The organism is Bacillus sp. FSL P4-0334 (assembly GCF_038004825.1).
Lineage (GTDB): Bacteria > Bacillota > Bacilli > Bacillales > Bacillaceae > Bacillus > Bacillus velezensis.
On the sequence record NZ_JBBORX010000001.1, the window covers coordinates 3,759,733 to 3,784,059 of the forward strand.

The 24,327-nt window shown below is 46.7% G+C and carries 23 protein-coding genes and 1 pseudogene; 1 reads left to right on the top strand and 23 read right to left on the bottom strand.

The genetic code is table 11. From position 1 onward, the window contains the following. Positions 1–31: 31 nt before the first annotated feature. The 11 genes and pseudogenes from NSQ37_RS18910 to rpsU form a co-directional block, all read right to left on the bottom strand. Positions 32–406 carry a diacylglycerol kinase family protein gene (locus NSQ37_RS18910; protein WP_003152974.1) on the bottom strand — a complete coding sequence of 125 codons (375 nt, stop codon included), beginning with the start codon at positions 404–406 and terminating at the stop codon, positions 32–34. Further along, the gene (gene ybeY / locus NSQ37_RS18915; protein ID WP_003152973.1) at positions 387–860 is read right to left on the bottom strand and encodes an rRNA maturation RNase YbeY; all 474 of its coding nucleotides are present in this window, start codon (positions 858–860) and stop codon (positions 387–389) included. The genes NSQ37_RS18910 and ybeY overlap by 20 nt, the downstream gene beginning before the upstream one ends. Continuing rightward, on the bottom strand, positions 861–2,993 hold the full coding sequence (locus NSQ37_RS18920; RefSeq protein WP_007408284.1) for an HD family phosphohydrolase: 2,133 nt from the start codon (positions 2,991–2,993) through the stop codon (positions 861–863). 80 nt (positions 2,994–3,073) lie between these two features. Beyond that, positions 3,074–4,033, bottom strand: coding sequence for a PhoH family protein (locus NSQ37_RS18925; RefSeq protein ID WP_007408283.1), 960 nt, complete (start codon positions 4,031–4,033; stop codon positions 3,074–3,076). Then, a pseudogene (yqfD, locus tag NSQ37_RS18930) lies at positions 3,997–5,221 on the bottom strand (sporulation protein YqfD). The gene NSQ37_RS18925 and the pseudogene yqfD overlap by 37 nt, the downstream one beginning before the upstream one ends. A gap of 17 nt (positions 5,222–5,238) precedes the next feature. Continuing rightward, the gene (yqfC, locus tag NSQ37_RS18935) at positions 5,239–5,520 is read right to left on the bottom strand and encodes a sporulation protein YqfC (RefSeq protein WP_003152966.1); all 282 of its coding nucleotides are present in this window, start codon (positions 5,518–5,520) and stop codon (positions 5,239–5,241) included. Between the two features lie 56 nt (positions 5,521–5,576). Beyond that, complete coding sequence (locus NSQ37_RS18940) at positions 5,577–6,011, bottom strand: hypothetical protein (RefSeq protein ID WP_007408281.1); 435 nt, start codon at positions 6,009–6,011, stop codon at positions 5,577–5,579. Between the two features lie 27 nt (positions 6,012–6,038). Next, positions 6,039–7,031 carry a flotillin-like protein FloA gene (gene floA / locus NSQ37_RS18945; protein ID WP_043021631.1) on the bottom strand — a complete coding sequence of 331 codons (993 nt, stop codon included), beginning with the start codon at positions 7,029–7,031 and terminating at the stop codon, positions 6,039–6,041. Positions 7,032–7,055: 24 nt separating this feature from the next. After that, positions 7,056–8,372 (bottom strand): NfeD family protein, encoded by a 1,317-nt coding sequence (locus NSQ37_RS18950; protein WP_012118019.1) that lies wholly within the window; start codon positions 8,370–8,372, stop codon positions 7,056–7,058. A 122-nt stretch (positions 8,373–8,494) separates the two neighbouring features. Then, the gene (locus NSQ37_RS18955; protein ID WP_007408278.1) at positions 8,495–8,941 is read right to left on the bottom strand and encodes a GatB/YqeY domain-containing protein; all 447 of its coding nucleotides are present in this window, start codon (positions 8,939–8,941) and stop codon (positions 8,495–8,497) included. 14 nt (positions 8,942–8,955) lie between these two features. Continuing rightward, complete coding sequence (gene rpsU, locus NSQ37_RS18960) at positions 8,956–9,129, bottom strand: 30S ribosomal protein S21 (RefSeq protein WP_003152957.1); 174 nt, start codon at positions 9,127–9,129, stop codon at positions 8,956–8,958. A 171-nt stretch (positions 9,130–9,300) separates the two neighbouring features. On the opposite strand from rpsU, the gene NSQ37_RS18965 reads away from it, so the two are divergent. After that, positions 9,301–10,227, top strand: coding sequence for a Na/Pi symporter (locus NSQ37_RS18965; RefSeq protein ID WP_015240237.1), 927 nt, complete (start codon positions 9,301–9,303; stop codon positions 10,225–10,227). Positions 10,228–10,264: 37 nt separating this feature from the next. On the opposite strand, the gene mtaB is transcribed toward NSQ37_RS18965, so the two are convergent. From mtaB to gpr, 12 genes are all read right to left on the bottom strand, one after another. Further along, the gene (gene mtaB, locus NSQ37_RS18970) at positions 10,265–11,620 is read right to left on the bottom strand and encodes a tRNA (N(6)-L-threonylcarbamoyladenosine(37)-C(2))-methylthiotransferase MtaB (RefSeq protein ID WP_007408276.1); all 1,356 of its coding nucleotides are present in this window, start codon (positions 11,618–11,620) and stop codon (positions 10,265–10,267) included. After that, on the bottom strand, positions 11,620–12,390 hold the full coding sequence (locus NSQ37_RS18975; RefSeq protein ID WP_007408275.1) for a 16S rRNA (uracil(1498)-N(3))-methyltransferase: 771 nt from the start codon (positions 12,388–12,390) through the stop codon (positions 11,620–11,622). Before NSQ37_RS18975 ends, mtaB begins: the two co-directional genes overlap by 1 nt. A 22-nt stretch (positions 12,391–12,412) precedes the next feature. After that, positions 12,413–13,348, bottom strand: coding sequence for a 50S ribosomal protein L11 methyltransferase (prmA, locus tag NSQ37_RS18980; RefSeq protein ID WP_012118021.1), 936 nt, complete (start codon positions 13,346–13,348; stop codon positions 12,413–12,415). A 23-nt stretch (positions 13,349–13,371) separates the two neighbouring features. Continuing rightward, on the bottom strand, positions 13,372–14,499 hold the full coding sequence (dnaJ, locus tag NSQ37_RS18985) for a molecular chaperone DnaJ (RefSeq protein WP_003152895.1): 1,128 nt from the start codon (positions 14,497–14,499) through the stop codon (positions 13,372–13,374). 185 nt (positions 14,500–14,684) lie between these two features. Further along, positions 14,685–16,523 carry a molecular chaperone DnaK gene (gene dnaK / locus NSQ37_RS18990; protein ID WP_007408273.1) on the bottom strand — a complete coding sequence of 613 codons (1,839 nt, stop codon included), beginning with the start codon at positions 16,521–16,523 and terminating at the stop codon, positions 14,685–14,687. 24 nt (positions 16,524–16,547) lie between these two features. Next, complete coding sequence (gene grpE / locus NSQ37_RS18995; RefSeq protein WP_003152892.1) at positions 16,548–17,123, bottom strand: nucleotide exchange factor GrpE; 576 nt, start codon at positions 17,121–17,123, stop codon at positions 16,548–16,550. Positions 17,124–17,182: 59 nt separating this feature from the next. Beyond that, complete coding sequence (hrcA, locus tag NSQ37_RS19000) at positions 17,183–18,214, bottom strand: heat-inducible transcriptional repressor HrcA (RefSeq protein WP_003152889.1); 1,032 nt, start codon at positions 18,212–18,214, stop codon at positions 17,183–17,185. 80 nt (positions 18,215–18,294) lie between these two features. Further along, entirely contained in the window at positions 18,295–19,434 is a 1,140-nt protein-coding gene (gene hemW / locus NSQ37_RS19005; protein ID WP_007408272.1) for a radical SAM family heme chaperone HemW, read from the bottom strand. A 59-nt stretch (positions 19,435–19,493) separates the two neighbouring features. Continuing rightward, complete coding sequence (lepA, locus tag NSQ37_RS19010; protein ID WP_007612672.1) at positions 19,494–21,329, bottom strand: translation elongation factor 4; 1,836 nt, start codon at positions 21,327–21,329, stop codon at positions 19,494–19,496. A gap of 132 nt (positions 21,330–21,461) precedes the next feature. After that, on the bottom strand, positions 21,462–21,797 hold the full coding sequence (locus NSQ37_RS19015) for a YqxA family protein (protein WP_015240242.1): 336 nt from the start codon (positions 21,795–21,797) through the stop codon (positions 21,462–21,464). Positions 21,798–21,813: 16 nt separating this feature from the next. After that, positions 21,814–23,007, bottom strand: coding sequence for a stage II sporulation protein P (gene spoIIP / locus NSQ37_RS19020; protein WP_007612673.1), 1,194 nt, complete (start codon positions 23,005–23,007; stop codon positions 21,814–21,816). A gap of 68 nt (positions 23,008–23,075) precedes the next feature. Next, on the bottom strand, positions 23,076–24,182 hold the full coding sequence (gene gpr / locus NSQ37_RS19025) for a GPR endopeptidase (RefSeq protein WP_007408268.1): 1,107 nt from the start codon (positions 24,180–24,182) through the stop codon (positions 23,076–23,078). Positions 24,183–24,327: the final 145 nt, after the last annotated feature.

Consider the following 24,327-nt stretch of genomic DNA (forward strand, 5'->3'; position numbering starts at 1 on the left):
GGCAATGTAAAATAATTGTAAGAATCTTCTGCTAACATATCTTCGGCAAGAAGATGAGTAAACCAATGATACACGATATCACGGCAAAGACGCAAACGGCTCCGGCGGCCGCGTCCTTTGCCGCTTTTGCGAGCGGGTGATACTGATCGGTAACTAAATCCACAACATGCTCTATCGCCGTATTTAAAAGCTCCAAAGCAAGCATTCCTCCGATCAGCACCAAAACAACGGCCCATTCGGCTGTGCTCAGCCCGGTGAGAAAACCGCAAACGATAACGGCGCAGGCCGCGGTAATATGAAATTGAAAATTCCGCTCTGACCGCGCCGTTTTCCAGATTCCCCTCCATGCATGGACAAAGCTCTTCAGGAACCTGCTCCACTCGTTTTTATGATCTCGTGAGTCCATACTCATCCAGCAAATCCTTTTGCTTTGAAAACATTTCTTCCTCTTCTTCTTTTGTCATGTGATCATAGCCAAGCAAATGCAAAAAGCCGTGCACGGCCAGAAAACCGAGCTCCCTCATAAACGAATGGCCGTACTCTTCCGCCTGCTCTTTCGTTCTGTCTGCGCTGATGATAATATCTCCTAAAACAGGCGGCATGTCGGCGCCTACGATTTCAACCTCGTCTTCGCCTTCTTCTTCAAGCGCAAACGAAATGACGTCAGTCGGAGTGTCTTTTCCCCGGTAGTCTCTGTTGATTTCTCTGATTTCCTCATTTGTCACAATCGTGACCGATACTTCAGCCTGGTCCTGAACGCCTTCTTTTTCCGCCGCGAATTGGAGCAGCTTCTCCACTTCTTGGAGCGCATCAGCTGAGACGCTGTTCGTTTCATCAACAATATCTATGAGTAAACCCATTTATTTCACCTTCTTCGTAGCCTCCGGATATTCAATCCGGGAGTGGAAAATTCCTTTTAAAGTCGCACATAGTGTTTTTGCGATCGTATCCAGTTCTCGGAACGTGAGATCACATTCTGAGAATTGTCCGTCCTGAAGCTTATCGGATATAATTCCCCGCACCAGTTTTTCGATCCGCTCGGGATTCGGATTATGCATGGAACGGACGGCGGCTTCAACGCTGTCGGCCACTGAGATAATAGCCGCTTCTTTCGATTGCGGCTTCGGCCCCGGGTAGCGGAACTCTTTCTCTGTAATCTGGTCGCCCTTTTCTTTCGCTTTATAATAAAAGAATTTTAAAAGGGACGTTCCGTGATGCTGCTCCGCGATATCCACAAGCTCTTTCGGAAACTTATAGCTTCTGAGCATATTCGCACCGTCTGTCGTATGTGCGATAATGATATTTTTGCTGAGCTGCGGAGACAGCTTGTCATGCGGATTATCCATATTCATCTGATTTTCAATAAAATATTGCGGACGTTTCGTTTTGCCGAGATCGTGATAATACGCTCCGACCCGTGCTAAAAGACCGTTTGCCCCTACGGCTTCACAAGCCGCTTCCGACAGATTTGCCACCATGACGCTGTGATGATATGTACCGGGTGTTTCCGTTAAAATCTTACGAAGCAGGGGATGATTCGGATTAGACAGTTCAATCAGCCTCATCGTTGAAAGAATGCCGAATCCCGTCTCAAAAAACGGCATCAGACCGATAATCAAAACGGATGAAGCAAGTCCCGAGACGACCCCCATCAGCATAAGCGTTCCGATTTCAACCGGTGACAGCGCCGTATTTTGTATTAATAAAAGCGACAGCACGATAATCATATTAATAAATGAGACGAACAGTCCCGTCTGCAATATTTTTGATCTCGCATTATGTTTTCCCAAAAACAAAATGCCTGAAATGCTGCTGATTAAATAGTAAATGCCGATGACGTAATTAAATGTTCCCGTCACACCCTGATTAAACATCATACTGCCGCAGATCGCCAGAATGATGCTTCCTAAAATGGCGAGCCTTTCATTGAGCAGCAGCCTGATTAAAATCGCGCCGGCGGCGATCGGCACAAGATAGCCGATATTGGTGTATTCAATCTTCTGAAAGAGACTGACGACTTCCATAATGACGAGAATAAGCGTTGTAATGATAGAAAACAGCAAAAGAGATTTATTTTTCAGCTTAAGCTCCTGCTGCTGTTTCTCAAAATAGTAGACAAGCGTGGCAATAAACAGGCCGATCATCAGAAGGAGACCGCTGATCGGTTTTAACAGGTTGGAATTATTCAAAAGACCCGTCAGTTCAAGCTTCCTGTATACTTCTCGGTCAATCAGATCATTCTCTTCCACGAGAACCTGTCCCTGTTTGATCTGTACCGGCTGGACGCTGTCTGACGCTTCCTGGCGTTTTTCATCGGTCGCTTTCGGATCAAAAACGTAATTCGGGATGACCGCGTATTTTCCGATTTCAGTCGCAGCCGCTAAATATTTTGACGGCACAGAAGCGCTTTTCAGCTCTTTTGCGACCTTATCCTTCGCTTCAGCAAGCTTTTCAGAAGGAATTTCACTGCTCATCACCGTATTCACCGCGGTAATGACGGAATCCCTCACAAATGAGAAATCTTCATTGTTTGCATGGAGAAGCGATTTAATGGCATCTTCCGAGACGGATTCATTGACATCCTGTGTCAGCTTGTTTTTCACCGATTTTACCAGTGATTTTTCCGAAGGTGACTTTTTGTCTTTTTCCGCATCTTTTTTCACTTCGCCGATGCTGTCAAAAATGGAAGTGATCAGGTCAAGCCGGTTGTCGGTATAGCCTTTTTTCAGAGTGTATTGATCTTCCACCGCATCTTCGGCCGCCTGTTTTTTCGATTCCGTCGCCTGCTGATCTTCCACTGTGGCGGGCGCGTAAATCGTCTTATCACTGACTGCAAATAAATCCAAATTAAGTGATTCAGGTTTTACATGAATAAAGAGCAAACCAAACATGATCGCTGAAAGCAGCAGGTACAGCAGCACATGGGCTGAGCGGGCATGTCTGAAACTGCGGAACCGTTCCCGGGCGCTTTTGCCCTTTCCCTTCTTTTTCAAAACAAGAACCTCCTCCCTGAAACATCAGGAACACATCATATAAAAATGACCCGATAACGGGAGATCGGGTCATTTTTGCATTACTTTTGCTTATCATAAGCTTCAATAATTTTTGCAACAAGCGGATGCCTGACCACATCTGTCTGGTCAAGTTCAATCACGGAGATGCCGTTTACGTCCTTCAGCATGTCCTTCGCTACTGCAAGTCCCGATGTGACGCCTTTCGGCAGGTCAATTTGGCTTACGTCGCCCGTAATGATCATTTTAGAGCCAAAACCCAATCTCGTCAAAAACATTTTCATTTGAGCGGGAGTGGTATTCTGGGCTTCATCAAGAATCACATACGCGTCGTCAAGCGTCCGCCCTCTCATATAGGCAAGCGGGGCGATTTCGATAACCCCTCTTTCCATAAGACGCTCCGTATGGTCGCTTCCGAGCACATCATGGAGCGCATCATACAGCGGGCGCAGATAAGGATCTACTTTTTCCTTTAAATCTCCGGGCAGAAAACCGAGGCTCTCGCCGGCTTCCACAGCGGGTCTTGTTAAAATAATTTTTTTAATGTGGCCGTTTTTTAAAGCGTGCACCGCTTTTACGACCGCCAAATAAGTTTTGCCGGTTCCCGCCGGCCCGATGCCGAACACCATGTCGTTTTTCTTCATCGCCGCCACATATTCTCTTTGGCCGATGGTTTTGACACGGATCGGTTTGCCTTTTGCCGTTTTCGTTATTTCCTCTTCATACATGCTTTCAAAATAGTCCAGTTCATCTTTTTTTGCCATTTTCACGGCATACAGCACATCACGTTCCGAAATCTCGATCCCCTTGCGAATTAAAGTAAGGAGCGAGCCCAATAATCTGTCAGCGATCTCAAATGTTTCATCATTCCCGGAAACGTAAATGGTTTCACCGCGTGTGATGAGGCTAATGCCCAGATCCTTCTCCATTAAATGTAAAAAGGCATCTTGGCTGCCGAACAAAGAAAGTGCTTCGTCCGGGCTTTTCAGTTTGTGATTAATCGCAAGTAAATGTTCTGCCATTCTTTAGTCTCCCTGAACAATAGGTGTGGTTTGAACGATATCTTCTATAACTTGGTAGAGAATAATCAACTTTACTTTACCATTCTCAACGGATTGGTGCAAAACTTTTTCACTTTCCACCTCTCCGCTGCCGTTTAATCGCTTTTCTATATCTTGTCTTCCCATTTTGATACCGGCCTGAACCGCTTCGCCTTTCGTATAAGTCCGCACGGATGTTTCACTTTCTCTTGTCTGTTCTGAAACGTAAGAAACCGGAAGCTTCATCCCCAGAAATTGAAACGGATGCTTTTCTTCCTCTGTTTTCGGATGTTTCAGCGGCTCCTCATTAAACCCGAAGCCCCAAAAAGGCACGCCCCATGATCCGAAAGACAGCTTGTGCTTCGTCCTTACTTTACCCGTATATAGCGTAAATGATGTTTCAAGGGGCACGGTTACTTCTGACTTGTACCATGTTTCTCCGTAAATTTCCGCTTTTGAGGCGACTTTCCGGTCTTCATTTCCGATCAGTCCTGAGACGAGGAGCTGTCCTTTGTCAACATGATCGTTCACAAAAGCCATCGGCTGCCCCTTTTGCACGAACATCCTTTTGATGACCGCCTTCTTTTTGGCAACGATATGGCGGGGGCTCACGTACTTTTCTTTTGTCGGTTCGTTCTTTTCGACCACTTTCATATGAAGGGCTGTCCCGTTCAATTCCACACCGACCCACGTAATATTATCGATGCCGTTTGTTAATGATTTTTGAATTTTCTCCGGCGTCATCATTAAAAATTGCAAACGGCCTTTTTTCACACCGATTTCTTCAAGGTGCTTTACCATCTGATGCTCGGTTTCGGGCTTGGCCCCTTTAATATCAATTTCCCAAATCATGTTGGACAAAAGAAACAATATAACAAAAAATATCACAAATCCCGCAGTGAAGCCCAGATTTAATTTTGATTTGAGAAGCAGAAAGGGAAGACCCTTTCTTTTTGTAAAGCTTGCTTTGCATTCATGTTTTCTGATGACTCTTCTGAAAGCATGTACATCTTGAAGCTGAATCATCAGCAGAACACAGTCTTGCTTTTTTTTCACCGCAAAGATGGCGATTCCGTTTCTCGTGCATTCATTCAGCAGCCGTTCAATTCCTTTTCCTTTGACTTCCATTTGGACTTTACCCGAAAAAAATGACAGCCATTTGTTTTTCACATTATTTCCCCCCGGCTTTATGAATCGACATATCGTACGTGATCTATCGTGCCTTCCAAAAGGATTTCCTCAGGAAGGATTGCCTTAATGACCAAGTTTTTTCCTGATATGATACACTGCCCCTGCTTGAGCATCAGCCTGACTTCTTCTTCACTGAACAGCAGGAGGCCTCTGTGATTCTCTATGTAGATATGAAGTCTGCCGACCATCGTAATACGAGGCAGATCCATCATAACGTCCGGGGGAATTTCCAATGCTCTTGTCAGCCATGCCTTTACACGATTCTTTCTTTGCCCCATAAAAAAAGAACCCCCTTTCATCTCATATGTATGATTTGAAAAGGGGTTCTAACACTTTATTTTTTACCGATGTTCCGCATGGTCCGGTGCGGTTTTTTTGCACGGGGCGGACCCAAAACCTCACTGAATATAATGCCTTGGACCGCAGTTTCTTTATTTATTTTGAGGGCTGATTTCTTCAGAGACGCGTTTCGTGCGCGTGCGGACGTCAGCTTATGTTCGAGCCCGTTAAACATCTGCTCCGTCTCCGCTAGGCGCTTTTCAGCTTCCCTTCTTTTTTGCTCAAAAGGGTTCTCTTCTGAAACGGCAGGCAATTCTTCCGCTTCCGGCTTATGCTCTTTCTGCGGCTGTTTTTGATCCTGCTTTTTTGCCTGATTTCCGGGACGTGTACCCGGCGGACGTTTTTCATCTTTGTTTTTCTTGCCGAATATTGCCGATATAATGCCGATGACGGCGGCAATGACGAGCGGATTTGTCAGAATCTCGTGCATATAGCGGCTCCCTCCTTAATAGAGAGGTTATTGTTGGTCTTCATCTTGCTGGTCATTCGTCAGCTTGCCGATAGAATCCCTCATGTCCGTGTCCGCGTCGATATTTTTTATGTTCATATAGTCCATGACGCCGATGTTTCCTTCACGCAACGCTTCTGCCATCGCAAGCGGCACTTCGGCTTCTGCTTCCACGACTTTTGCACGCATTTCTTCTACGCGAGCGCGCATTTCCTGCTCTTGGGCGACCGCCATGGCGCGGCGCTCTTCGGCTTTGGCCTGCGCAATGTTTTTGTCTGCTTCTGCCTGATCCGTCTGAAGAATCGCTCCGATGTTTTTGCCGATATCAACGTCGGCGATGTCAATCGAAAGAATTTCAAATGCGGTGCCTGAATCCAGCCCTTTGCCAAGTACGGTCTGCGAAATCATATCAGGGTTTTCAAGCACTTTTTTATGATTGTGTGAAGAACCGATTGTCGAGACAATCCCTTCTCCGACACGGGCGACAACCGTCTCTTCTCCCGCTCCTCCGACAAGGCGCTCAATATTGGCTCTTACCGTGATTCTGGCTTTTGCTTTTACTTCAATTCCGTCCATGGCGACACCCGCGATAAACGGTGTTTCAATGACCTTCGGATTGACGCTCATCTGTACGGCTTCCAATACGTCACGCCCGGCCAGGTCAATGGCTGCGCAGCGTTCAAATGACAGCTCAATATTGGCGCGCTGTGCCGCAATCAGGGCATTGACCACCCTGTCGACATTACCTCCGGCCAGATAATGGCTTTCGAGCTGATTTGTTGTTGCGGTTAGGCCGGCTTTGTGCGCTTTAATTAACGGATTGACAACGCGGCTTGGTATGACGCGCCGCAGCCTCATCCCGACCAAAGTGAAAATGCTGATTTTGACTCCTGCTGCAAGCGCCGAAATCCATAGCATCACCGGTACAAAGGTGAAGAATATGGCTAACACAATAATGGCAGCAGCAACTAATGCTAAAATCGCCAAACTTGACAGTTCCATCTAATTCCTCCTCAAGGTTATCATCTATATTTCTCTCACGACAATGCGTGAGCCTTCCGCTTTCACTACTTTCACCTGTCTGTCTTTTTCAGTGAATGATCCTTCTGAGACGACATCCAGACGTTCATCATCAATAATGACGGTGCCTGACGGTCTGAGGGCTGTAGCGGTAACGCCGACTTTTCCCAACAGCTCCGTCCGGTTCTGATTTGAAACATAACCGCTCTCCGTGCTTGTTGAATCAGTTAATATTAATTTTTTAAAGAATTTCATTCGTTTCCCCAACACCCTTGTTAATATGATAAAGGCTGTAATAGACACAGCAATGGCGATCAAGAGAGAAACCGCCATTACGGTAAAGCTGCCCGCAGCGAGAAAGAGGCTCGCGATGACGCCTGCAATACCGATAAGACCGATTATGCCTCCGGGCAGAAATATCTCTAAAAGGATAAAAACCAAGCCCGCGCAAAATAAGAATACGCTGTCATAGCCGGCGAATCCGGCAGCGATATGCCCGGTGAAAAACAGCAGCATGGCCGTCAGTCCGACGGCACCCGGTATCCCGAGGCCCGGCGAGAACAATTCAATGGTCAAACCAAGCAAAGCAAGCGTTAATAAGACGGGGACAACAAACGGATTTGTCAGCCATCTGCCCAGTTTGCCGACGAAACCTTCTTTTGCATGGTGAACATCCGCTTTGTCAAAACCGAGCTTTGTATATAAAGCATCAAGGTCTGAAACCGTGCCCTCCGAATATCCGACTTCCTTGGCTTTTTCAGCTGTCAGTGTCAGCAGTTTTCCCTTTGGGGCGCCCGCTTCCTTTGCATTAATGGCGGGATCTGCCATGGCCAGGGCGTATTTCGGATTTCGGTTGTTTTTAACCGCTGCGTCCTCCATTTCTGCATGCCACAGTGATTGGGCCTTTTTGTCTGCCGCGTTTCCCTTTCCGTCGATGATGGCTGCGGCACCCATTTTTCCGCCCGGCGCCATATAGATTTCATCTGCCTGAAGCGCTATATACGCTCCGGCAGAAAGCGCCCGTTTATTAACGTAAGCGGTAACAGGCACATCCGCGCGGCCGATGATATCAGCAATATCCAAGGCTGATTGAACGGCGCCTCCCGGTGTATTGATGTCAAGAATAATGTGTGACGCGCCGGACTCCTTCGCTTCTTTGAAAGAACGCGATAAAAACGAGGCGAGCCCCTGTTCGACATTTTTCTCAACCGGGATGACATAAACCGATGGATGATCAGCTTTCGCGTTCAATTGAACTCCTAATAAAGATAATACAAATAAGCCCAATAGAGCAACAGCAATTCCGGTTTTTTTTCGGAACAAGGCAAATATACCCTCCTTCCCGTTTCGTTCTTCTTTATATACGTAACAAATGTACTTTAGTTTCATTTTTTTATGTATAAAAAAAGACATCTCTCAAGGAAAGATGTCTTTTTTCTTGTCAATTAAGATAATTGACTGCTGACAAGTCTGTTAATTACGCTGCCGTCAGCTTTACCTTTTACTTTAGGCATAATAGCACTCATCACTTTGCCCATGTCCGCTTTGGAGCTCGCACCGACTTCAGCGATGGTTTCATTTACGATTGTCTGCAGCTCTTCTTCAGAAAGCTGCTTCGGTAAATAAACTTCTAAAATGTCCAGCTCTTTTTGAACTTTATCTACTAAATCTAAACGATTAGCGTTTGAAAATTCATGGAGGGAGTCTTTACGTTGCTTAAGTTCACGAGATAGGACAGTAAGTTCCTCATCCTCGGTCAAACTGTCTTTCTTAAGCTTAATTGCTTCGTTTTGAAGTGAAGCTTTCACCATTCGAACGACAGTCAGTTTGTCTTTCTCACGGCTTTTCATATACAGCTTCATATCTTGGTTAAGTCGCTCAAGAAGACTCATAAATCCACCCTCTTTTAGAATTTGCGTTTTCTAGCAGCTTCTGACTTTTTCTTGCGCTTTACGCTAGGTTTTTCATAAAATTCGCGCTTTCTTGCTTCTTGCAAAGTACCTGTCTTTGATACACTGCGTTTGAAGCGACGAAGAGCATCTTCAAGCGATTCGTTTTTTCTAACGACCGTTTTTGACATTCTCTTTCCCTCCCTCCGAATACACCAATCGACTACCTTTAAAAAGATACATATATAAACATGTACTTTGACATTATAATATAAGCCATCAGTCAGGTCAACTAAGCGAGCTCACTTTTCCGTCATGAATAAAGCTGCTTGTCTATATAATGATGGAAAGGGGTGTTTCATTTGATGATACTGATTCTCTTTACCGCACTTATCCTGATTTTTTTACTCGGAATGAGCCTGCTCAGGCAGGGGCTGATCGCATTAACGTATTCAAAAATTGAGAAGAGCCTGCTCTTATTTACCGACCACCCTTTGAAAGCTTTTCTCATAAGCATCGTATTCACCGGTTTTCTTCAGAGCAGCTCAGCCTTCATGGTCATTGTCATCGGCTTTGTCAGCGCAGGCGCTTTATCTTTTAAACGGACCATTCCGATGATTCTCGGCACGAATGTCGGCTCCACGTTTACGACGGAGTTTTTAGCCATAAAGATGGATGTGCTCATTTGGGTGCTTTTTATCGGAGGCCTTGTGTTTATCCTCCTCCGTAAATATCCGTTCAGGCAGATCGGCATAAGCTTCCTCGGTCTCGGCATCATCTTTTTTTGCATCACATGCTTCAGCCGGCTCGCCGTTCCGCTGACAGAAATGAAGGCGGGGGCGGAGGTTTTGCGACATGTGAATGATTCGAGCTGGTCCGCTCTTTTTATCGGCATGATATTGACGGCAATCATTCATTCAAGCTCCGTCTGCATCGGCATTTTGATGAGTTTTATGAACGAAGGGGTGATCGGCATTGAACAAGCGGTCAGCGTCGTTCTGGGATCTAATATCGGGACATGCGTCACGGCCGTCATGGCTGCTGTTTCAGGCGGGTATGCCGCCAGACAGACCGCCGGTGCTCACGTTGTGTTTAATATTCTCGGCGTGCTGCTCGTATTTCCCTTCCTGTCCGCATCAGCAGGTTTTACGGAGCGCCTGTCTGATGATCCCGCGCAGATGATTGCGCATTTCAGCCTGTTATTTAACGTAGTCACCGCCTTATTGTTTCTGCCGTTCACACATTTGTTTTACCGGCTGATTGACAGGCTGATTCCTCCGAAACCGTAAAAAAACCGATGCGGGAAGGCACCGGTTTTTTTATCAGTTATGAAGACATGCGCATGTTTCGGGTCATTTCATCCTCAACGACGCGGACGAATTGTCCTTCGTTATACGGATAGCCCGCTTTTTGAATTTTGACTTTGACAAGTTTGCCGATTACATCTTCCGTGCCTTTGAAGACGACTTTCATGTAATTGTCCGTATAGCCGACGAACATGCCCTCCTCATCAGACTCTTTAAACGCCTCTTCCGGAATGATTTCCAGAACCTCTCCTTCATAATCGGAGGCGTATTCTTTTGCAAGCTGGTCAGACAGCGCGATCAGCTTATGCACCCGTTCGTTTTTCACGTTCTCGTCAACCTGGTCTTCCATTCTGGCCGCAGGTGTTCCGGTGCGTTTGCTGTAAGGGAATACGTGAAGCTCTGAAAACTTATGTTCTTTAATGAACCGGTATGTTTCCATAAATTCTTCTTCCGTTTCTCCCGGGAAACCGACGATGACATCAGATGTGACGGCAAGACCCGGCAGCGCTTCTTTCAGCTTATTTAAACGGTCCGCGAAAAATTCCATCGTATATTTGCGTCTCATTCGTTTCAGAACGGTGTTTGATCCTGACTGAATCGGGATATGAAGGTGACGGACGATTTTATCAGACGCATCCAGCACTTCAATCACTTCATCAGTGATTTGGCTTGCTTCAATAGATGAAATTCTAATCCGCTTCAGTCCTTCTACACGCGTATCCAGCTCGCGGAGAAGCTTGGCGAAATTATAATCTTTCATATCTTCGCCGTAGCCGCCCGTATGAATCCCCGTCAGGACGATTTCTTTATAGCCGGCATCCACCAGCTGCTGCGCCTGTTTAATGACTTCTTCAGGATCGCGGGAACGAAGCAGGCCGCGCGCCCAAGGGATAATGCAGAACGTACAGAAGTTGTTGCAGCCCTCTTGGATTTTTAACGACGCTCTTGTGCGGTCAGTAAAAGCGGGAACATCCAGCTCTTCAAACACGCGTGCTTTCATAATATTGCCGACGCCGTTGATCGGCTGACGCTCTTCCCTGTACTGCTCAATGTAACCGAGCATTTTTTCACGATCCTGCGTGCCGACGACGATGTCAACACCCGGGATGGCCATAATTTCCGCCGGAGAGGTTTGCGCATAGCACCCTGTTACGCAGATGACGCCGTCAGGATTTTGGCGGATCGCCCGTCTGATGACTTGACGGCTTTTTTTATCTCCCGTGTTTGTTACCGTACATGTATTAATGACATATACATCTGCTGTCTGTTCGAATTCTTTTCGTTCATAACCCGCATCTTTAAACAGCTGCCAGATTGCTTCTGTTTCATAATGGTTGACCTTGCAGCCAAGGGTATGAAAAGCAACAGTTGCCACTACTGATCACCTCTTAATAACTCTGTATGATAGGAAACTGCGCTTAACGCGTAAAGAGGCGCAGTTTCAGTCCGTAAAATTCTCGGTCCGAGGCCGCATAAGACGGCGCCTTTTTCTGAAAGCTGATGAACTTCAGACTCAGTCAGACCGCCTTCAGGGCCGAATACGATTAAAAGAGACGAACCTTGCGGAAGGCTTTTGAGCTCCGCAGCGAAAGCGCCCGTTTCTCCCTGCTTTGATGACTCCTCGTATGCAACGACACATTTATCGACATTCTCCGCCATTTCAAGCAGCTGCCGGAACGTATGAACGGTTTTCACTTCGGGAATTTCATTGCGGTACGATTGCTCCGCCGCTTCCTTCGCGATTTTCGCCCATCTCTCCCGCTTTTTCTTTGCCTTTTTGTCGTCTAGCTTAACGACGGATCTGGCGCCCTGAAAAGGGATGAACATACTTGCCCCCAGCTCGGTCCCTTTTTGGATAATCCATTCAAGCTTATCGCCTTTCGGGAGGCCGCTGGCGATCCTGATCTTCAAAGGCAGTTCACGGTTTTCACCCGTCCATTCAGCAATGCTGCATGATATATGATCTTTAGAAACCTCTTTAAGCAGGCATAACGCTTCATGGCCGTCTTTCGAACAGCAGATAATCCGGTCTCCCGCACTCATTCTCATGACGTTCGCTATATGGTGGACGTCTTCCCCCGTGATTTGAAAATCAGGAGTTTCGTCCATCTCCTGCTTCGTGAGCTCGATAAAATATCGTTGCATACGCTGTGACACCTACTAACTGTTATTTTTTCGCGATGATGCTGACCCAATCTTCCATAGACAGAATTTCTATGATGGTAAAGCCGGCTTTTTCCAACGCTTCTTTTACTTCCTGTTTTTTCTGGCCGATAATGCCTGAAGTAATAAAATGGCCTCCGTCTTTGAGCAGATCGTACGCCTGTGATGTAAAGCGGAGAATCACTTCCGCCAAAATATTTGCGACAATGACATCATGTTCGCCCGTGATGCCGTCTAACAAATTGTTCTGCTTCACTTCAGCCGTATCACTCACTTTGTTCAATTTTACATTCAGACGCGCGCTTTCAACAGCGACCGGATCAAGGTCATACGCATGAACCGATTCGGCCTCAAGCATGGCGGCCGCGATGCTTAAAATTCCTGAACCGGTGCCGACATCAATGACACGGTCGCCTTTTTGAACGATACGCTCAAGCGCCTGAATGCACAGAACGGTTGTCGGATGCGTTCCCGTACCGAATGCCATACCCGGATCCATTTCGATAATCAGTTCATCTGTATGAACAGGTGTGTACGTTTCCCAAGTGGGAACGATCGTGAACTTTTCAGAAATTTTCACAGGATGATAATACTTTTTCCAAGCTGTCGCCCATTCTTCTTCATTAACTTCAGAAATGGTGATTGTGTTTCTGCCCAAATCAATGTCGTACAAAAGCAGATTATTAATCGTCTCTTTAATGCCGTCCACCGTTTCGCCGAGGAAACTGTTGATCGGCAGATACGCTTTGACAATGACACCCTCATCGGGGTAATCATTGGGGTCGAGCTGGTAGATTTCCCCGTAAACATTCTCACGCTCTTTCATTAAATCAAGCGGATCTTCGATGACAACCCCGCTCGCACCAGCTTCATGCAAAATATTTGAGATGGGTTCGACCGCTTCATGTGTTGTGTGAATGCTGATTTCGGACCATTTCAAAACTACCAACTCCTATCCAATCATTACTCGCCTTTAAATGCGCGTTTTACTTTGTCAAAGAAACTCATTTCTTGTTCATCCGGCAGGTTTCCGCTGACTTCAGCGAACTCGCGGATGATGTCTTTTTGTTTGTCTGTCAGATTCGTCGGTGTGACGACGCGGACGACAATGTGCTGGTCGCCTTGTCCGTAGCCCCGGACGTTCTGAACGCCTTTGCCTCTTAATCTGAATTTCGTGCCTGTTTGTGTGCCGGCAGGTATTTTCAATTTCACTTTTCCGTGAAGCGTCGGCACTTCCACTTCGTCTCCGAGTGCCGCTTGGGCAAACGTTAACGGCATTTCGCAATAAATATCGTCTCCGTCGCGCTCAAAGAACTCGTGGGCGCGCACATGGAATACGACAAACAGATCTCCCGCCGGCCCTCCGTTTACGCCCGGTTCACCTTGGCCCGGAACGCGCAGCTGCTGTCCGTCATCCACACCGGCAGGAATCGTGACATTGATTTTTTTCCGTTTTTTCACTTTGCCCGTGCCGCCGCAGTCAGAACACTTGTTTTTGATGATTTTTCCTGTTCCTTCACAGTGGTGGCAGACTCTTCGGTTAACCACTTTGCCAAACGGCGTGTTCTGTTCGACGTTCAGCTGGCCAGAACCTCCGCAGTGCGAGCACGTATCCGGCTTTGTTCCCGGCTTCGCGCCAGACCCTTTACATGTTTCGCAATTCTCTTCGCGCGGAATTTCAATGATCGTTTCTTTCCCGAAAGCCGCGTCTTCAAATGACAGGGTCATTGTATACTGCAGATCCGCGCCTTGCCGCGGCGCATTCGGGTCACGGCGTCTCGTGCCGCCTCCGAAGATGCTTGAGAAGATGTCATCGAAACCGAAGCCGCCGAAGTCTCCGCCGCCTCCGAAACCGCCGCCGAATCCCTGGTTAGGGTCTGTATGGCCGAATTGGTCATATTGAGCGCGTTTTTGGTCGTCTGAGAGCGCTTCGTACGCTTCTTTTACCTCTTTGAATTTTTCATCTGCTCCGGATTCTTTATTGATATCAGGATGATATTTTTTTGAAAGCTTCCGATAGGCTTTTTTGATTTCATCCTTTGAAGCGCTCTTACTTACCCCAAGCACTTCATAGTAATCACGCTTACTCATCTCGCTTCACTCTCCCGAATTTCTCACATAAATTAGATTGTATCATTTTGAATTATGTTTTTTCAATTCCTTTTATCCCGGGCAAGAAAAAAAGTCAAAGCCAAGAGATGCCTGACTTTGACTTTCTGTCTGTTGAATCAGAATATGCTGTGTGTTCTTCCGCCTATAGCCATGCGGGACAGAACTTATTTTTTCGTTTCGTCGTCTTTTACTTCTTCGTATTCCGCATCGACAACGTTGTCATCCGCTTTTTTGCCTTCAGCGTTTGCTCCGCCTTCAGCCTGCTGCGCTTTCGCCGCTTCTTCGTAAAGCTTCATAGAAAGCTCTTGAACGATTGTTTGAAGCTCATCTTTTTTCGCTTTGATGTCTTCAATTTCGTTTTTCTCGATAGCGGCTTTCAGCGCGTCTTTCGCGTCGTTTGCTTTTTTCACTTGCTCTTCGTCCACTTTGCCTTCCAGATCTTTTAATGTTTTTTCCGTTTGGAACACAAGCTGGTCAGCTTCGTTGCGGACTTCGATTTCTTCTTTTCTCTTCGCATCAGCGTCAGCGTTTTCTTCCGCTTCTTTTACCATGCGTTCGATCTCATCATCAGAAAGACCTGAAGAAGATTTGATTGTAATGTTTTGTTCTTTTCCTGTGCCTAAGTCTTTCGCTCTTACGTTTACGATACCGTTTTTGTCAATATCGAAAGAAACTTCGATTTGCGGTACGCCGCGCGGTGCAGGCGGGATATCAGTAAGCTGGAAGCGGCCGAGCGTTTTGTTGTCGGCAGACATCGGGCGCTCACCTTGAAGCACGTGAATGTCAACAGCCGTTTGATTGTCAGCTGCAGTTGAGAATACTTGAGACTTGCTCGTCGGAATTGTCGTGTTGCGGTCGATCAGTTTCGTGAACACGCCGCCCATTGTTTCAATACCGAGAGAAAGCGGTGTAACGTCAAGAAGAACAACGTCTTTTACGTCTCCCGTGATGACGCCGCCTTGAATCGCTGCACCCAGCGCTACAACTTCATCAGGGTTTACGCCTTTATGCGCTTCTTTACCCGTTTCTTTTTTGATTGCTTCCTGTACGGCAGGAATACGTGTTGATCCGCCGACAAGGATAACTTTGTCGATTTCGCTCGCAGAAAGATCCGCATCTTGAAGAGCCTGACGGACAGGAGCCATTGTGCGCTCAACAAGGTGAGCGGAAAGCTCTTCGAATTTAGCGCGGGTCAGTGTCAGCTCAAGGTGAAGAGGACCTGCTTCTCCCGCTGTGATAAATGGTAAAGAAATTTGTGTAGATGAAACGCCGGAAAGATCTTTTTTCGCTTTCTCAGCCGCATCTTTCAAACGCTGAAGCGCCATTTTGTCTTTTGAAAGATCAATGCCGTTTTCTTTTTTGAATTCTGCTACGAGATGATCGATGATGACTTGGTCAAAGTCGTCTCCGCCAAGACGGTTGTCACCGGCAGTTGAACGGACTTCAAACACGCCGTCGCCAAGTTCAAGAACAGATACGTCAAACGTACCGCCGCCAAGGTCGTAAACAAGAATTGTTTGGTCTTCGTCCGTTTTATCAAGTCCGTATGCAAGCGCTGCTGCAGTCGGCTCGTTGATAATACGCTCTACTTCAAGACCGGCGATTTTACCGGCATCTTTTGTCGCTTGGCGCTCTGCATCGTTGAAGTATGCAGGAACCGTGATAACGGCTTTTGAAACTGTTTCGCCGAGGTAGCTTTCAGCATATGCTTTCAGATGCTGAAGGATAATAGCTGACACCTCTTGAGGCGTGTAGTCTTTTCCTTCGATTTCCACTTTATAGTCAGTACCCATATGGCGTTTGACAGACATGATTGTGTTAGGGTTTGTGATGGATTGGCGTTTTGCCACTTCCCCTACTTGGCGCTCGCCGTTTTTAAATGCAACGACTGACGGAGTCGTACGGTTTCCTTCAGCGTTGGCGATAACTGTAGGCTCTCCGCCTTCAAGCACTGCCACACATGAGTTTGTCGTACCCAAGTCAATTCCGATTACTTTACTCACTTTGAATTACCTCCTGCTATGTAGTTATTGATTCACTTTTACCATTGAAGGACGGATGACGCGATCCTTCAGTTTGTAGCCTTTTTGCAGTTCTTCGATAACAATATTGCTGCCGAAGTTTTCATCTTCCACCTGCATGACAGCTTGGTGAAGGTTCGGATCAAATTCCTGACCGACAGCTTCGATGGCTTCAACGCCTTCTTTTTCAAGTGCGTCCATCAGCTGGCGGCGGACCATTTCCATACCTTGCAGCAAGCTTTTTGTCTGCTCGCTTTCAGCTTCTACCTGTAACGCCCGTTCAAAGTTGTCGAGAGCCGGAAGGATTTCCGTTACGACGTTTTGAGAACGGTATTTCTGAGCAGCTTCCATCTCAAGGCGGCTGCGTCGTTTATAGTTTTCAAAGTCTGCTTGAACACGCAAAAGCTTGTTTTCTTTTTCATCAAGCAAACCCTGCAATTCATCAATTTGGTGCTGAAGGGCTTCTTCCTGACCTGCCGTTTCTTCATGCTGCTCTTGTGAAGCGGCTTGTTCTGCCTGTTCTGTCACTTCTTCTTGTTCTGCTGCTTCAACCTGTTCTGCGGTTTGTTTTTCTTCTGACATTGTGTTCACCTCCCTCAAATGCTGTAAAAAGATGACTGAAAATGATTGCCAAAATTCCCTTATTCATCATACAAACTTGTGAATGCTTTTGACAAGTCCGAAGTCACGTGCTGCAGCAGGCTGACGACTCTTGAATAATTCATGCGCGTCGGCCCGATAATGGCGATTGATCCGATCTGTTTCGTATCAACTGTATAGGTGGCCGTGATTAAACTGCAGTTTTCCATTTCTTCGTAGTCATTTTCTTTCCCGATTTTGATTGAAATCCCGGCTTTTGATGACTGAAACAGCTTCAGAACATCCTGCTCTTTTTCAATTAAAGATAAGAGCGAGCGGACCCTTTCAATATCATGGAACTCCGGCTGATTCAGCATGTTGATCTTTCCGCCGAAAAACAATTTCTCAACGTGGGCCGCCGGATGGAATGTGGAGCGGAGCGATTCAAGTATGCTGTCATAGTTGGCGATATGCTGCCTTAAATATGTGACAACCTCTTTGAAAATGCGCTCATTCAGTTCGTCCATCGGCACGCCCGCCAATCGATCGTTTAGTATATTGACCAGTTTTTCAATATCGGCCAAATCCACTTTAGCCGGGAAATTGATGGTGCGGTTTTCGACATGCCCCGTGTTCGTGACGAGGATGGCGACCGCCTTATCCGGCTGGATCGGTACGATTTGAATCTGTTTAAGATAGTTCTCGCTCAGCGTCGGCCCGAGGACAATCGATGTGTAGTTTGTCAGGTCGGACAGGATTTGCGCTGATTTTTGGACTGTTTTTTCCAGCTCGAAGATTTTTTCTTTAAATATCGAGTGAATTAAATCCAGATCGGTTTTTGTCAGCTTGACGGGTGACAGCAAATGATCGACATAATACCTGTACCCTTTTTCCGACGGAATCCGTCCTGAGGATGAATGGGTTTTTTCAATAAAGCCCAATTCCTCCAAGTCAGCCATCTCGTTTCTGATCGTTGCAGAGCTGAATGTAATCTCGTCTTTTTTTGAAAGAGTTCTTGATCCTACAGGCTGCGCTGATTGTATAAAATCATTAATAATCACTTGCAGGATCAACAGCTGACGATTTGTTAACATCATCATCACCCCTGTTAGCACTCAAGGTCAGCGAGTGCTAATTCTATATCAAAAGTAACAAACCAAAAGAAAAATGTCAATTATAACTCACCCAAAAAAGCGCCAAAAACCTCATTTCCTAATAATTTGCCCTCATGCGTTAATGCAACCGATTCTTCCGTGTCACAGATCAGGCCTTTTTCGGTTAAATCTTTGAGAACATCGGGAAACAGTTCGTCGACCGAGCGTCCGAATTTATCGAGAAAAGCTTGCTTTTGTACGCCGGACATTTTTCTGAGACCGAGGAACATTTCTTCTTCAATCTGCTCCTCACGTGTCACCTCGTGCGTGTCACGGTAAGGCAGCCCCTTTTCTTCGATGAGCTGCATGTAATGTTTCACAGGCCCGGCGTTGACGGTGCGCGTGCCGCTGATATATCCGTGAGCGCCTGCGCCAAAACCGAAATACTCTTCATTGCTCCAATACGTCAGATTATGCTGCGACTCGTATCCGGGCTTTGCAAAGTTACTGATCTCGTATTGACGGATGCCCGCTTCACTCATCTGCCTCATGACTGTTTCATACATCTCGGCCTCTTGTTCTTGCGCGGGGAGATGCAGGCGGCCTTTTTGCATTAAATTATAAAACACCGTTTTCGGCTCTACGATCAGCGAGTAAACGGAATAGTGCTCCGCATCAAGAGACAAAGCCGTTTTGACGGAATTGTCAAGATCGGCCAGCGTCTGACCCGGCAGGCCGAACATTAAATCGAGACTGATGTTGTCGAAGCCGAGAGCCCTCGCACGTTCAAAGGAAGTGAATACGTCCTTTTGTTTATGCACTCTTCCGATTTTTTGTAAAAGCTCATCTTCAAAGGTTTGAACACCGAAGCTCAGCCGGTTGACACCGGCATTTTTCAGGATTTTTAATTTTTCCGGAGACAAATCATCCGGATTCGCTTCCGCGGCAAATTCTATGAGTCCGTCAGAAGGCTTCAGCACGCGGTGAATGGAATCCATCAATTTTTCCAGCTGGACGGGTGAGAGCGATGTCGGCGTGCCTCCCCCGATAAAAATCGTGCGGAGATCAGGGCGTCCCGTCCGTTCTATTGTATTTATCATTTCCTTTTCGAGTGAGTTTAAGTACTCATCGACAGGCTGGCTCTGAATAAAATATTTATTGAAATCGCAATAGTGGCAGATATGCTCACAAAACGGAATATGAATATAAGCTGATTTCATTTTGAAACACCTTCTTCTTTACAGAAAGAAGCCGCAGCGCGGGACTGCGGCGGCTTCCGTTATTTTTTCGGGCTGTCATCCATTTTAAGAACGGCCATAAACGCTTCCTGCGGCACTTCTACTGAGCCGACCTGCTTCATCCGGCGTTTTCCTTCTTTTTGTTTTTCAAGAAGCTTCCGTTTCCGCGAGATGTCTCCTCCGTAACATTTTGCAAGGACGTTTTTCCGCATGGCCTTAATGGTTGAGCGGGCCACGATTTTCTGTCCGATCGCCGCTTGAATCGGTACTTCAAAGTGCTGGCGCGGAATAAGCTCTTTCAGTTTTTCCACAATTACTTTTCCGCGTTCGTACGCGTAATCGCGATGCACGATAAATGAAAGGGCGTCGATTTTTTCTCCGTTCAGCATAATGTCCATCTTGACAAGTTTAGACGGTTTGTAGCCGATCAGTTCGTAATCGAAAGAGGCGTACCCTTTCGTGCTGGATTTCAGCTGATCAAAAAATTCATATACGATTTCCGCAAGAGGCATCTCATATACAATGCTGACCCGGTTGGCGTCTAAGTACTGCATATCGATAAAGTTGCCCCGTTTCCCCTGACAAAGCTCCATAACCGCTCCGACGTAATCGTTCGGAACCATCATCGTCGCTTTGACATAAGGTTCTTCCACCCGCTCTATTTTTTGCGGGTCAGGCATGTTTGACGGGTTGTCGACAACAACCTTTTCGCCGTCTGTCATATACACATCATAGATAACACTCGGTGCCGTTGTGATCAGGTCGATTTTAAACTCACGCTCAATCCGCTCCTGAATGATTTCCATGTGAAGCATTCCTAAAAAACCGCAGCGGAAGCCGAAGCCGAGGGCTTGTGACGTCTCCGCCTCGTATTGAAGAGATGAATCGTTCAATTCAAGTTTTTCCAGAGCCTCGCGCAAATCATTATATTTGGCTGTGTCAATCGGATAAAGTCCGCAGTATACCATCGGATTGAGTTTGCGGTAGCCCGGAAGCGCTTCTGCCGCAGGCTTAACCGCGCTCGTGATCGTATCACCGACACGGGTGTCGCCGACGTTTTTGATTGCGGCTGTCAAATAGCCTACGTCACCGACTGTCAATTCGTCAGCCGGCTGCGCTTTCGGCGTGAAGACGCCGACTTCGATGACTTCAAACTCTTTTCCGGTTGCCATCATTTTAATTTTCTGGCCCGGTTTGACTGTTCCTTCTACGACTCTGATATACGCGACGACTCCGCGGTACGCGTCATAAAGCGAGTCAAAGATGAGCGCTTTCAGCGGAGCTTCCGGATCTCCCGCGGGAGCCGGCACTTTTTCTACGATCTGTTCTAAAATGTCTTCGATGCCGATGCCCGCTTTCGCTGAAGCGAGGACGGCGTCTGAAGCGTCAAGGCCGATAACGTCCTCAACCTCTTGACGCACACGTTCTGGCTCTGCGCTCGGGAGATCGATTTTATTAATGACAGGAAGAATCTCAAGATCATTATCAAGCGCCAGATAGACGTTCGCCAATGTCTGCGCTTCTATTCCCTGAGCCGCATCAACAACGAGAATCGCGCCTTCACAGGCAGCCAGGCTTCGCGAAACTTCATATGTAAAGTCGACGTGTCCGGGCGTGTCGATGAGATGGAATATATATTCTTCTCCGTCTTTAGCTTTGTATTTCAGCTGAACGGAATTTAATTTGATGGTAATTCCCCGTTCGCGTTCAAGGTCCATTGAATCAAGCAATTGTTCTTTCATTTCCCGCTGGGTGATCGCCGATGTTTTTTCTAAAATCCGATCCGCCAAGGTCGATTTGCCGTGGTCTATGTGGGCGATGATGGAGAAATTCCGGATTCTTGACTGCCTCTCTAAACGCTTTTCTTTATCTGTCACAATCTATCACTCCTACTATTAAACGCAAAATACACTAGCTTAGATTATATCAATAGGATTGTAAACATTCAATTAAAACAAGAAAGAGAAAAGCTTCCTTTAAGGAATCATCCGCTTTTCTCTTCATCAATGCTAACGGTTCAGTTTCGAAACCCACTCATACATCGCTTGCGCCGAGTCCGTCACGGTATTTGAAAGGGTTTCTCCGGCTTTTGAAAACAGGTTGAAGGTTTCCGCCTGTTCCAGCTGTTTTTGTTTTTCTTCCAGATCTTTCGCCGTAACGGTTTGCCCCAAAATGGAAGCTTCTTTTTCCTGTCCTTCTCCGCCGAGCGTGAATGCTCCTTTTAAGGAGGGATCTTTGTATCCTTTCATATCAAGCATTCCGCTGTTTGCCTGCTGCATGCCGAACAAAACGCCGAAAAACATGACAATGGCGATCAGCAGGCATTTGCCGGTAAAACGGATCATTCGAATCACCTGATTTCTATTGTTTTTTCTTCTCTCCTGATTGCGAGCTGACCTTTTCTGCATCCCAGTACAGTTCGCTGAACACATCGGCCACGGCATCTGATGCGCGCCTCAGTTCTTCAAGATTGTTATCCACGCCCCCGAATTCCAGCAGAAGCGACCGGTCGTTTAAATCTTGGTTGTATACTCCATTATCTCCCGGAGAGCCTTTTGATAAAACACCGACGCTTAAGCCGGGGTATTTTTTCTCCATGAGCTTATGAAGTTCACTTGCGAGTTTATAGTTTTCTTCAAAATTAGCGCTTTTTTTGCCGACGACGATGGCGACTCTGGCATAGCTTTTTCCTTTGATGTCGGCTGTCGTATTTTTCTTGCGGCGGGAATCCCGGTGAATGTCTATGGTATATTGCAGGTTTTTATTTTTGGCGAGCGCGCTTTTTACGACCGGCCTTGATTCGTCGTAGCTTCGCGCATAATTTAAACCGTCTTTGTTCAGACGGGCCTGAATGTCGGTTTTATCTACGGTCGCTCCTACACCTTGCGCTTCAAGCGCTTTTCCGAACATATCTCCGACAAGTGTGACATTGGCCTTCGAATGGCGGGCGTTATCCGGATTTGTTTCCCCCTTTAACAGAGGAAGATAGGATTCAGTATTATGAGTGTGGTAAATAAAAACGACTTTTTTGCTGCCTGTTGAATGTTTCGGCGGCGCCGTTTCTTCTTTTTTCGTTTTGTTTTCGATTTCTGCCAGGTTCACTTCTTTTTCTTTTTCCATCACCTTTGACGGCGGCGGAGATTCAGCCGGCATATTCGTATAATCCGTCCCCTGCCCCGCCAGAAGGATCTCCGTATCGTATTGGGCAAATCCCGGCAGCTCACGTCCCAAGAAACTCCGCGGGTCTTCCATATTAATGCTTGTCGCCAGTTTTAAGGAAAGCCGGGACAGCTGAAAAGAGTCTTTTTCAGGAAGCTCTGAGGCGAAATAATGATTTTCCATGCCGAGGAGGTGTGCAAACGCGTCACCCGGAAGTTCTCCGGCAATCCCGTGAAGAGAATCCGAAGAAAGCCTCAGTTCAGGGCGAAGCGATGTGAGCACACCCGATAATACGAAAATAACGATAAGGCTTGTCATAAACAAAAACATGCCCTTGAGCGCATTTCCACCGTTTACTGCAACGACAATTTGACGGTTTCTGCGTTTTTTTCTCATGATTTGAATCCCTCCAGCGCTTGTCTAGTAATTACTCTATGAACAAGCTAGAGGAGGTAGAACTCATTTTAATGATTATAAGAACCTTTGTTATCTTGTGACACTTTTTCATGAAGGGCGGTGTTTAACCCGTTTGCAAGTACGTTCGCCATATCATCAATAAAGGTGTCAATCTCCTTCGGCGTGACCATCAGATTATGGCCGAGCGGAGAAAGCACTTCGTGAATCAGCTGGCGTTTTTCGTTTTCGTCCAGCGTGCCGACAATACCGAGAAAGGATTGGCGTTCTTTTTCTCCCGGAAGGTCTTCGTCTGTCAGCACCTTCTTTTTGCCGAAGTTCATTCCGGCGGGCACCAGAGATCTTGACGGGCTGTCATCTTTCATCTCTCTTCCGAAATGTTTTAATATATAATCCACCGTATCGCTTGCGATCGTAACCGCGTCAACAACAGTCGGTACCCCGATTGCGATGACGGGAATGCCGAGCGTTTCCTTGCTTAATTCTTTTCTCTTATTGCCGACGCCTGATCCCGGGTGAATGCCAGTATCAGAAAATTGGATGGTCGTGTTCACCCTTTCAACGGCTCTTGCCGCAAGAGCGTCTACCGCGATCACAAAATCCGGCTTTGATTCTTTGATCACACCTTGAATAATATCGCTCGTTTCAATTCCCGTTAATCCCATCACACCGGGAGCAAGCGCGCTGACCGGCCTGTACCCTTCCTGCACGTTTTCCGGCTGAAGCCTGAACAGATGCCTTGTCACAAGAAGGTTTTCGGTCACGAGAGGGCCGAGCGCATCCGGCGTCACATTCCAGTTGCCCAGACCGACGATCAAACAGCTTGCATCCTTTGGAATCTTTAATGCCGACAGATAGGCGGAAAATTCCTCGGCAAACACTTCCGTTACTTTTTCCTGCATGTCAGAGTCGTGTTCCCGAACCCCTTGAGCCTCGATCGTGACATAGCGTCCCTGCTTTTTCCCCGATAGCTCGGCGCCTTCTTTGGTAATATCGACGGTTCTGACTTTAATGCCGCCCTTGTCGCGTTCTTTTTCAATAAACCCGTTTATTTCTTTTTTCTGACCGGCTTGTCCGTCTTTTACCGCCTGTTTCGTTTCTACCGCTAAATCCGTCCGTATCAGAAATTGATTGACATCCAGTTCGTTGTTTTTCACAGGGAAGACCTCCTTCAATCATCGTGGTACATAGTGTGGCCATTTACAAAACGAATCATGCGAATTTACCCATCAACGAAAAATACTTTACATTTATATTGCAATCTAAAGTTCTGTTTGATAGAATACAATTTGTTCTATTGTG

Excerpts from the sequence above, each read along its gene's own strand:
- dnaJ (WP_003152895.1), bottom strand. The coding sequence starts at position 14,499 with ATGAGTAAGCGTGATTACTATGAAGTGCTTGGGGTAAGTAAGAGCGCT.
- NSQ37_RS18955 (WP_007408278.1), bottom strand. The coding sequence starts at position 8,941 with ATGAGTCTTCTTGAGCGACTTAACCAAGATATGAAGCTGTATATGAAA.
- ybeY (WP_003152973.1), bottom strand. The coding sequence starts at position 860 with ATGGGTTTACTCATAGATATTGTTGATGAAACGAACAGCGTCTCAGCT.
- NSQ37_RS19015 (WP_015240242.1), bottom strand. The coding sequence starts at position 21,797 with ATGATCCGTTTTACCGGCAAATGCCTGCTGATCGCCATTGTCATGTTT.
- hemW (WP_007408272.1), bottom strand. The coding sequence starts at position 19,434 with ATGAAATCAGCTTATATTCATATTCCGTTTTGTGAGCATATCTGCCAC.
- NSQ37_RS18910 (WP_003152974.1), bottom strand. The coding sequence starts at position 406 with ATGGACTCACGAGATCATAAAAACGAGTGGAGCAGGTTCCTGAAGAGC.
- spoIIP (WP_007612673.1), bottom strand. The coding sequence starts at position 23,007 with ATGAGAAAAAAACGCAGAAACCGTCAAATTGTCGTTGCAGTAAACGGT.
- NSQ37_RS18940 (WP_007408281.1), bottom strand. The coding sequence starts at position 6,011 with ATGCACGAGATTCTGACAAATCCGCTCGTCATTGCCGCCGTCATCGGC.
- floA (WP_043021631.1), bottom strand. The coding sequence starts at position 7,031 with ATGGAACTGTCAAGTTTGGCGATTTTAGCATTAGTTGCTGCTGCCATT.
- yqfC (WP_003152966.1), bottom strand. The coding sequence starts at position 5,520 with ATGGGGCAAAGAAAGAATCGTGTAAAGGCATGGCTGACAAGAGCATTG.
- NSQ37_RS18975 (WP_007408275.1), bottom strand. The coding sequence starts at position 12,390 with ATGCAACGATATTTTATCGAGCTCACGAAGCAGGAGATGGACGAAACT.
- rpsU (WP_003152957.1), bottom strand. The coding sequence starts at position 9,129 with ATGTCAAAAACGGTCGTTAGAAAAAACGAATCGCTTGAAGATGCTCTT.
- hrcA (WP_003152889.1), bottom strand. The coding sequence starts at position 18,214 with ATGTTAACAAATCGTCAGCTGTTGATCCTGCAAGTGATTATTAATGAT.
- NSQ37_RS18925 (WP_007408283.1), bottom strand. The coding sequence starts at position 4,033 with ATGGCAGAACATTTACTTGCGATTAATCACAAACTGAAAAGCCCGGAC.
- grpE (WP_003152892.1), bottom strand. The coding sequence starts at position 17,123 with ATGTCAGAAGAAAAACAAACCGCAGAACAGGTTGAAGCAGCAGAACAA.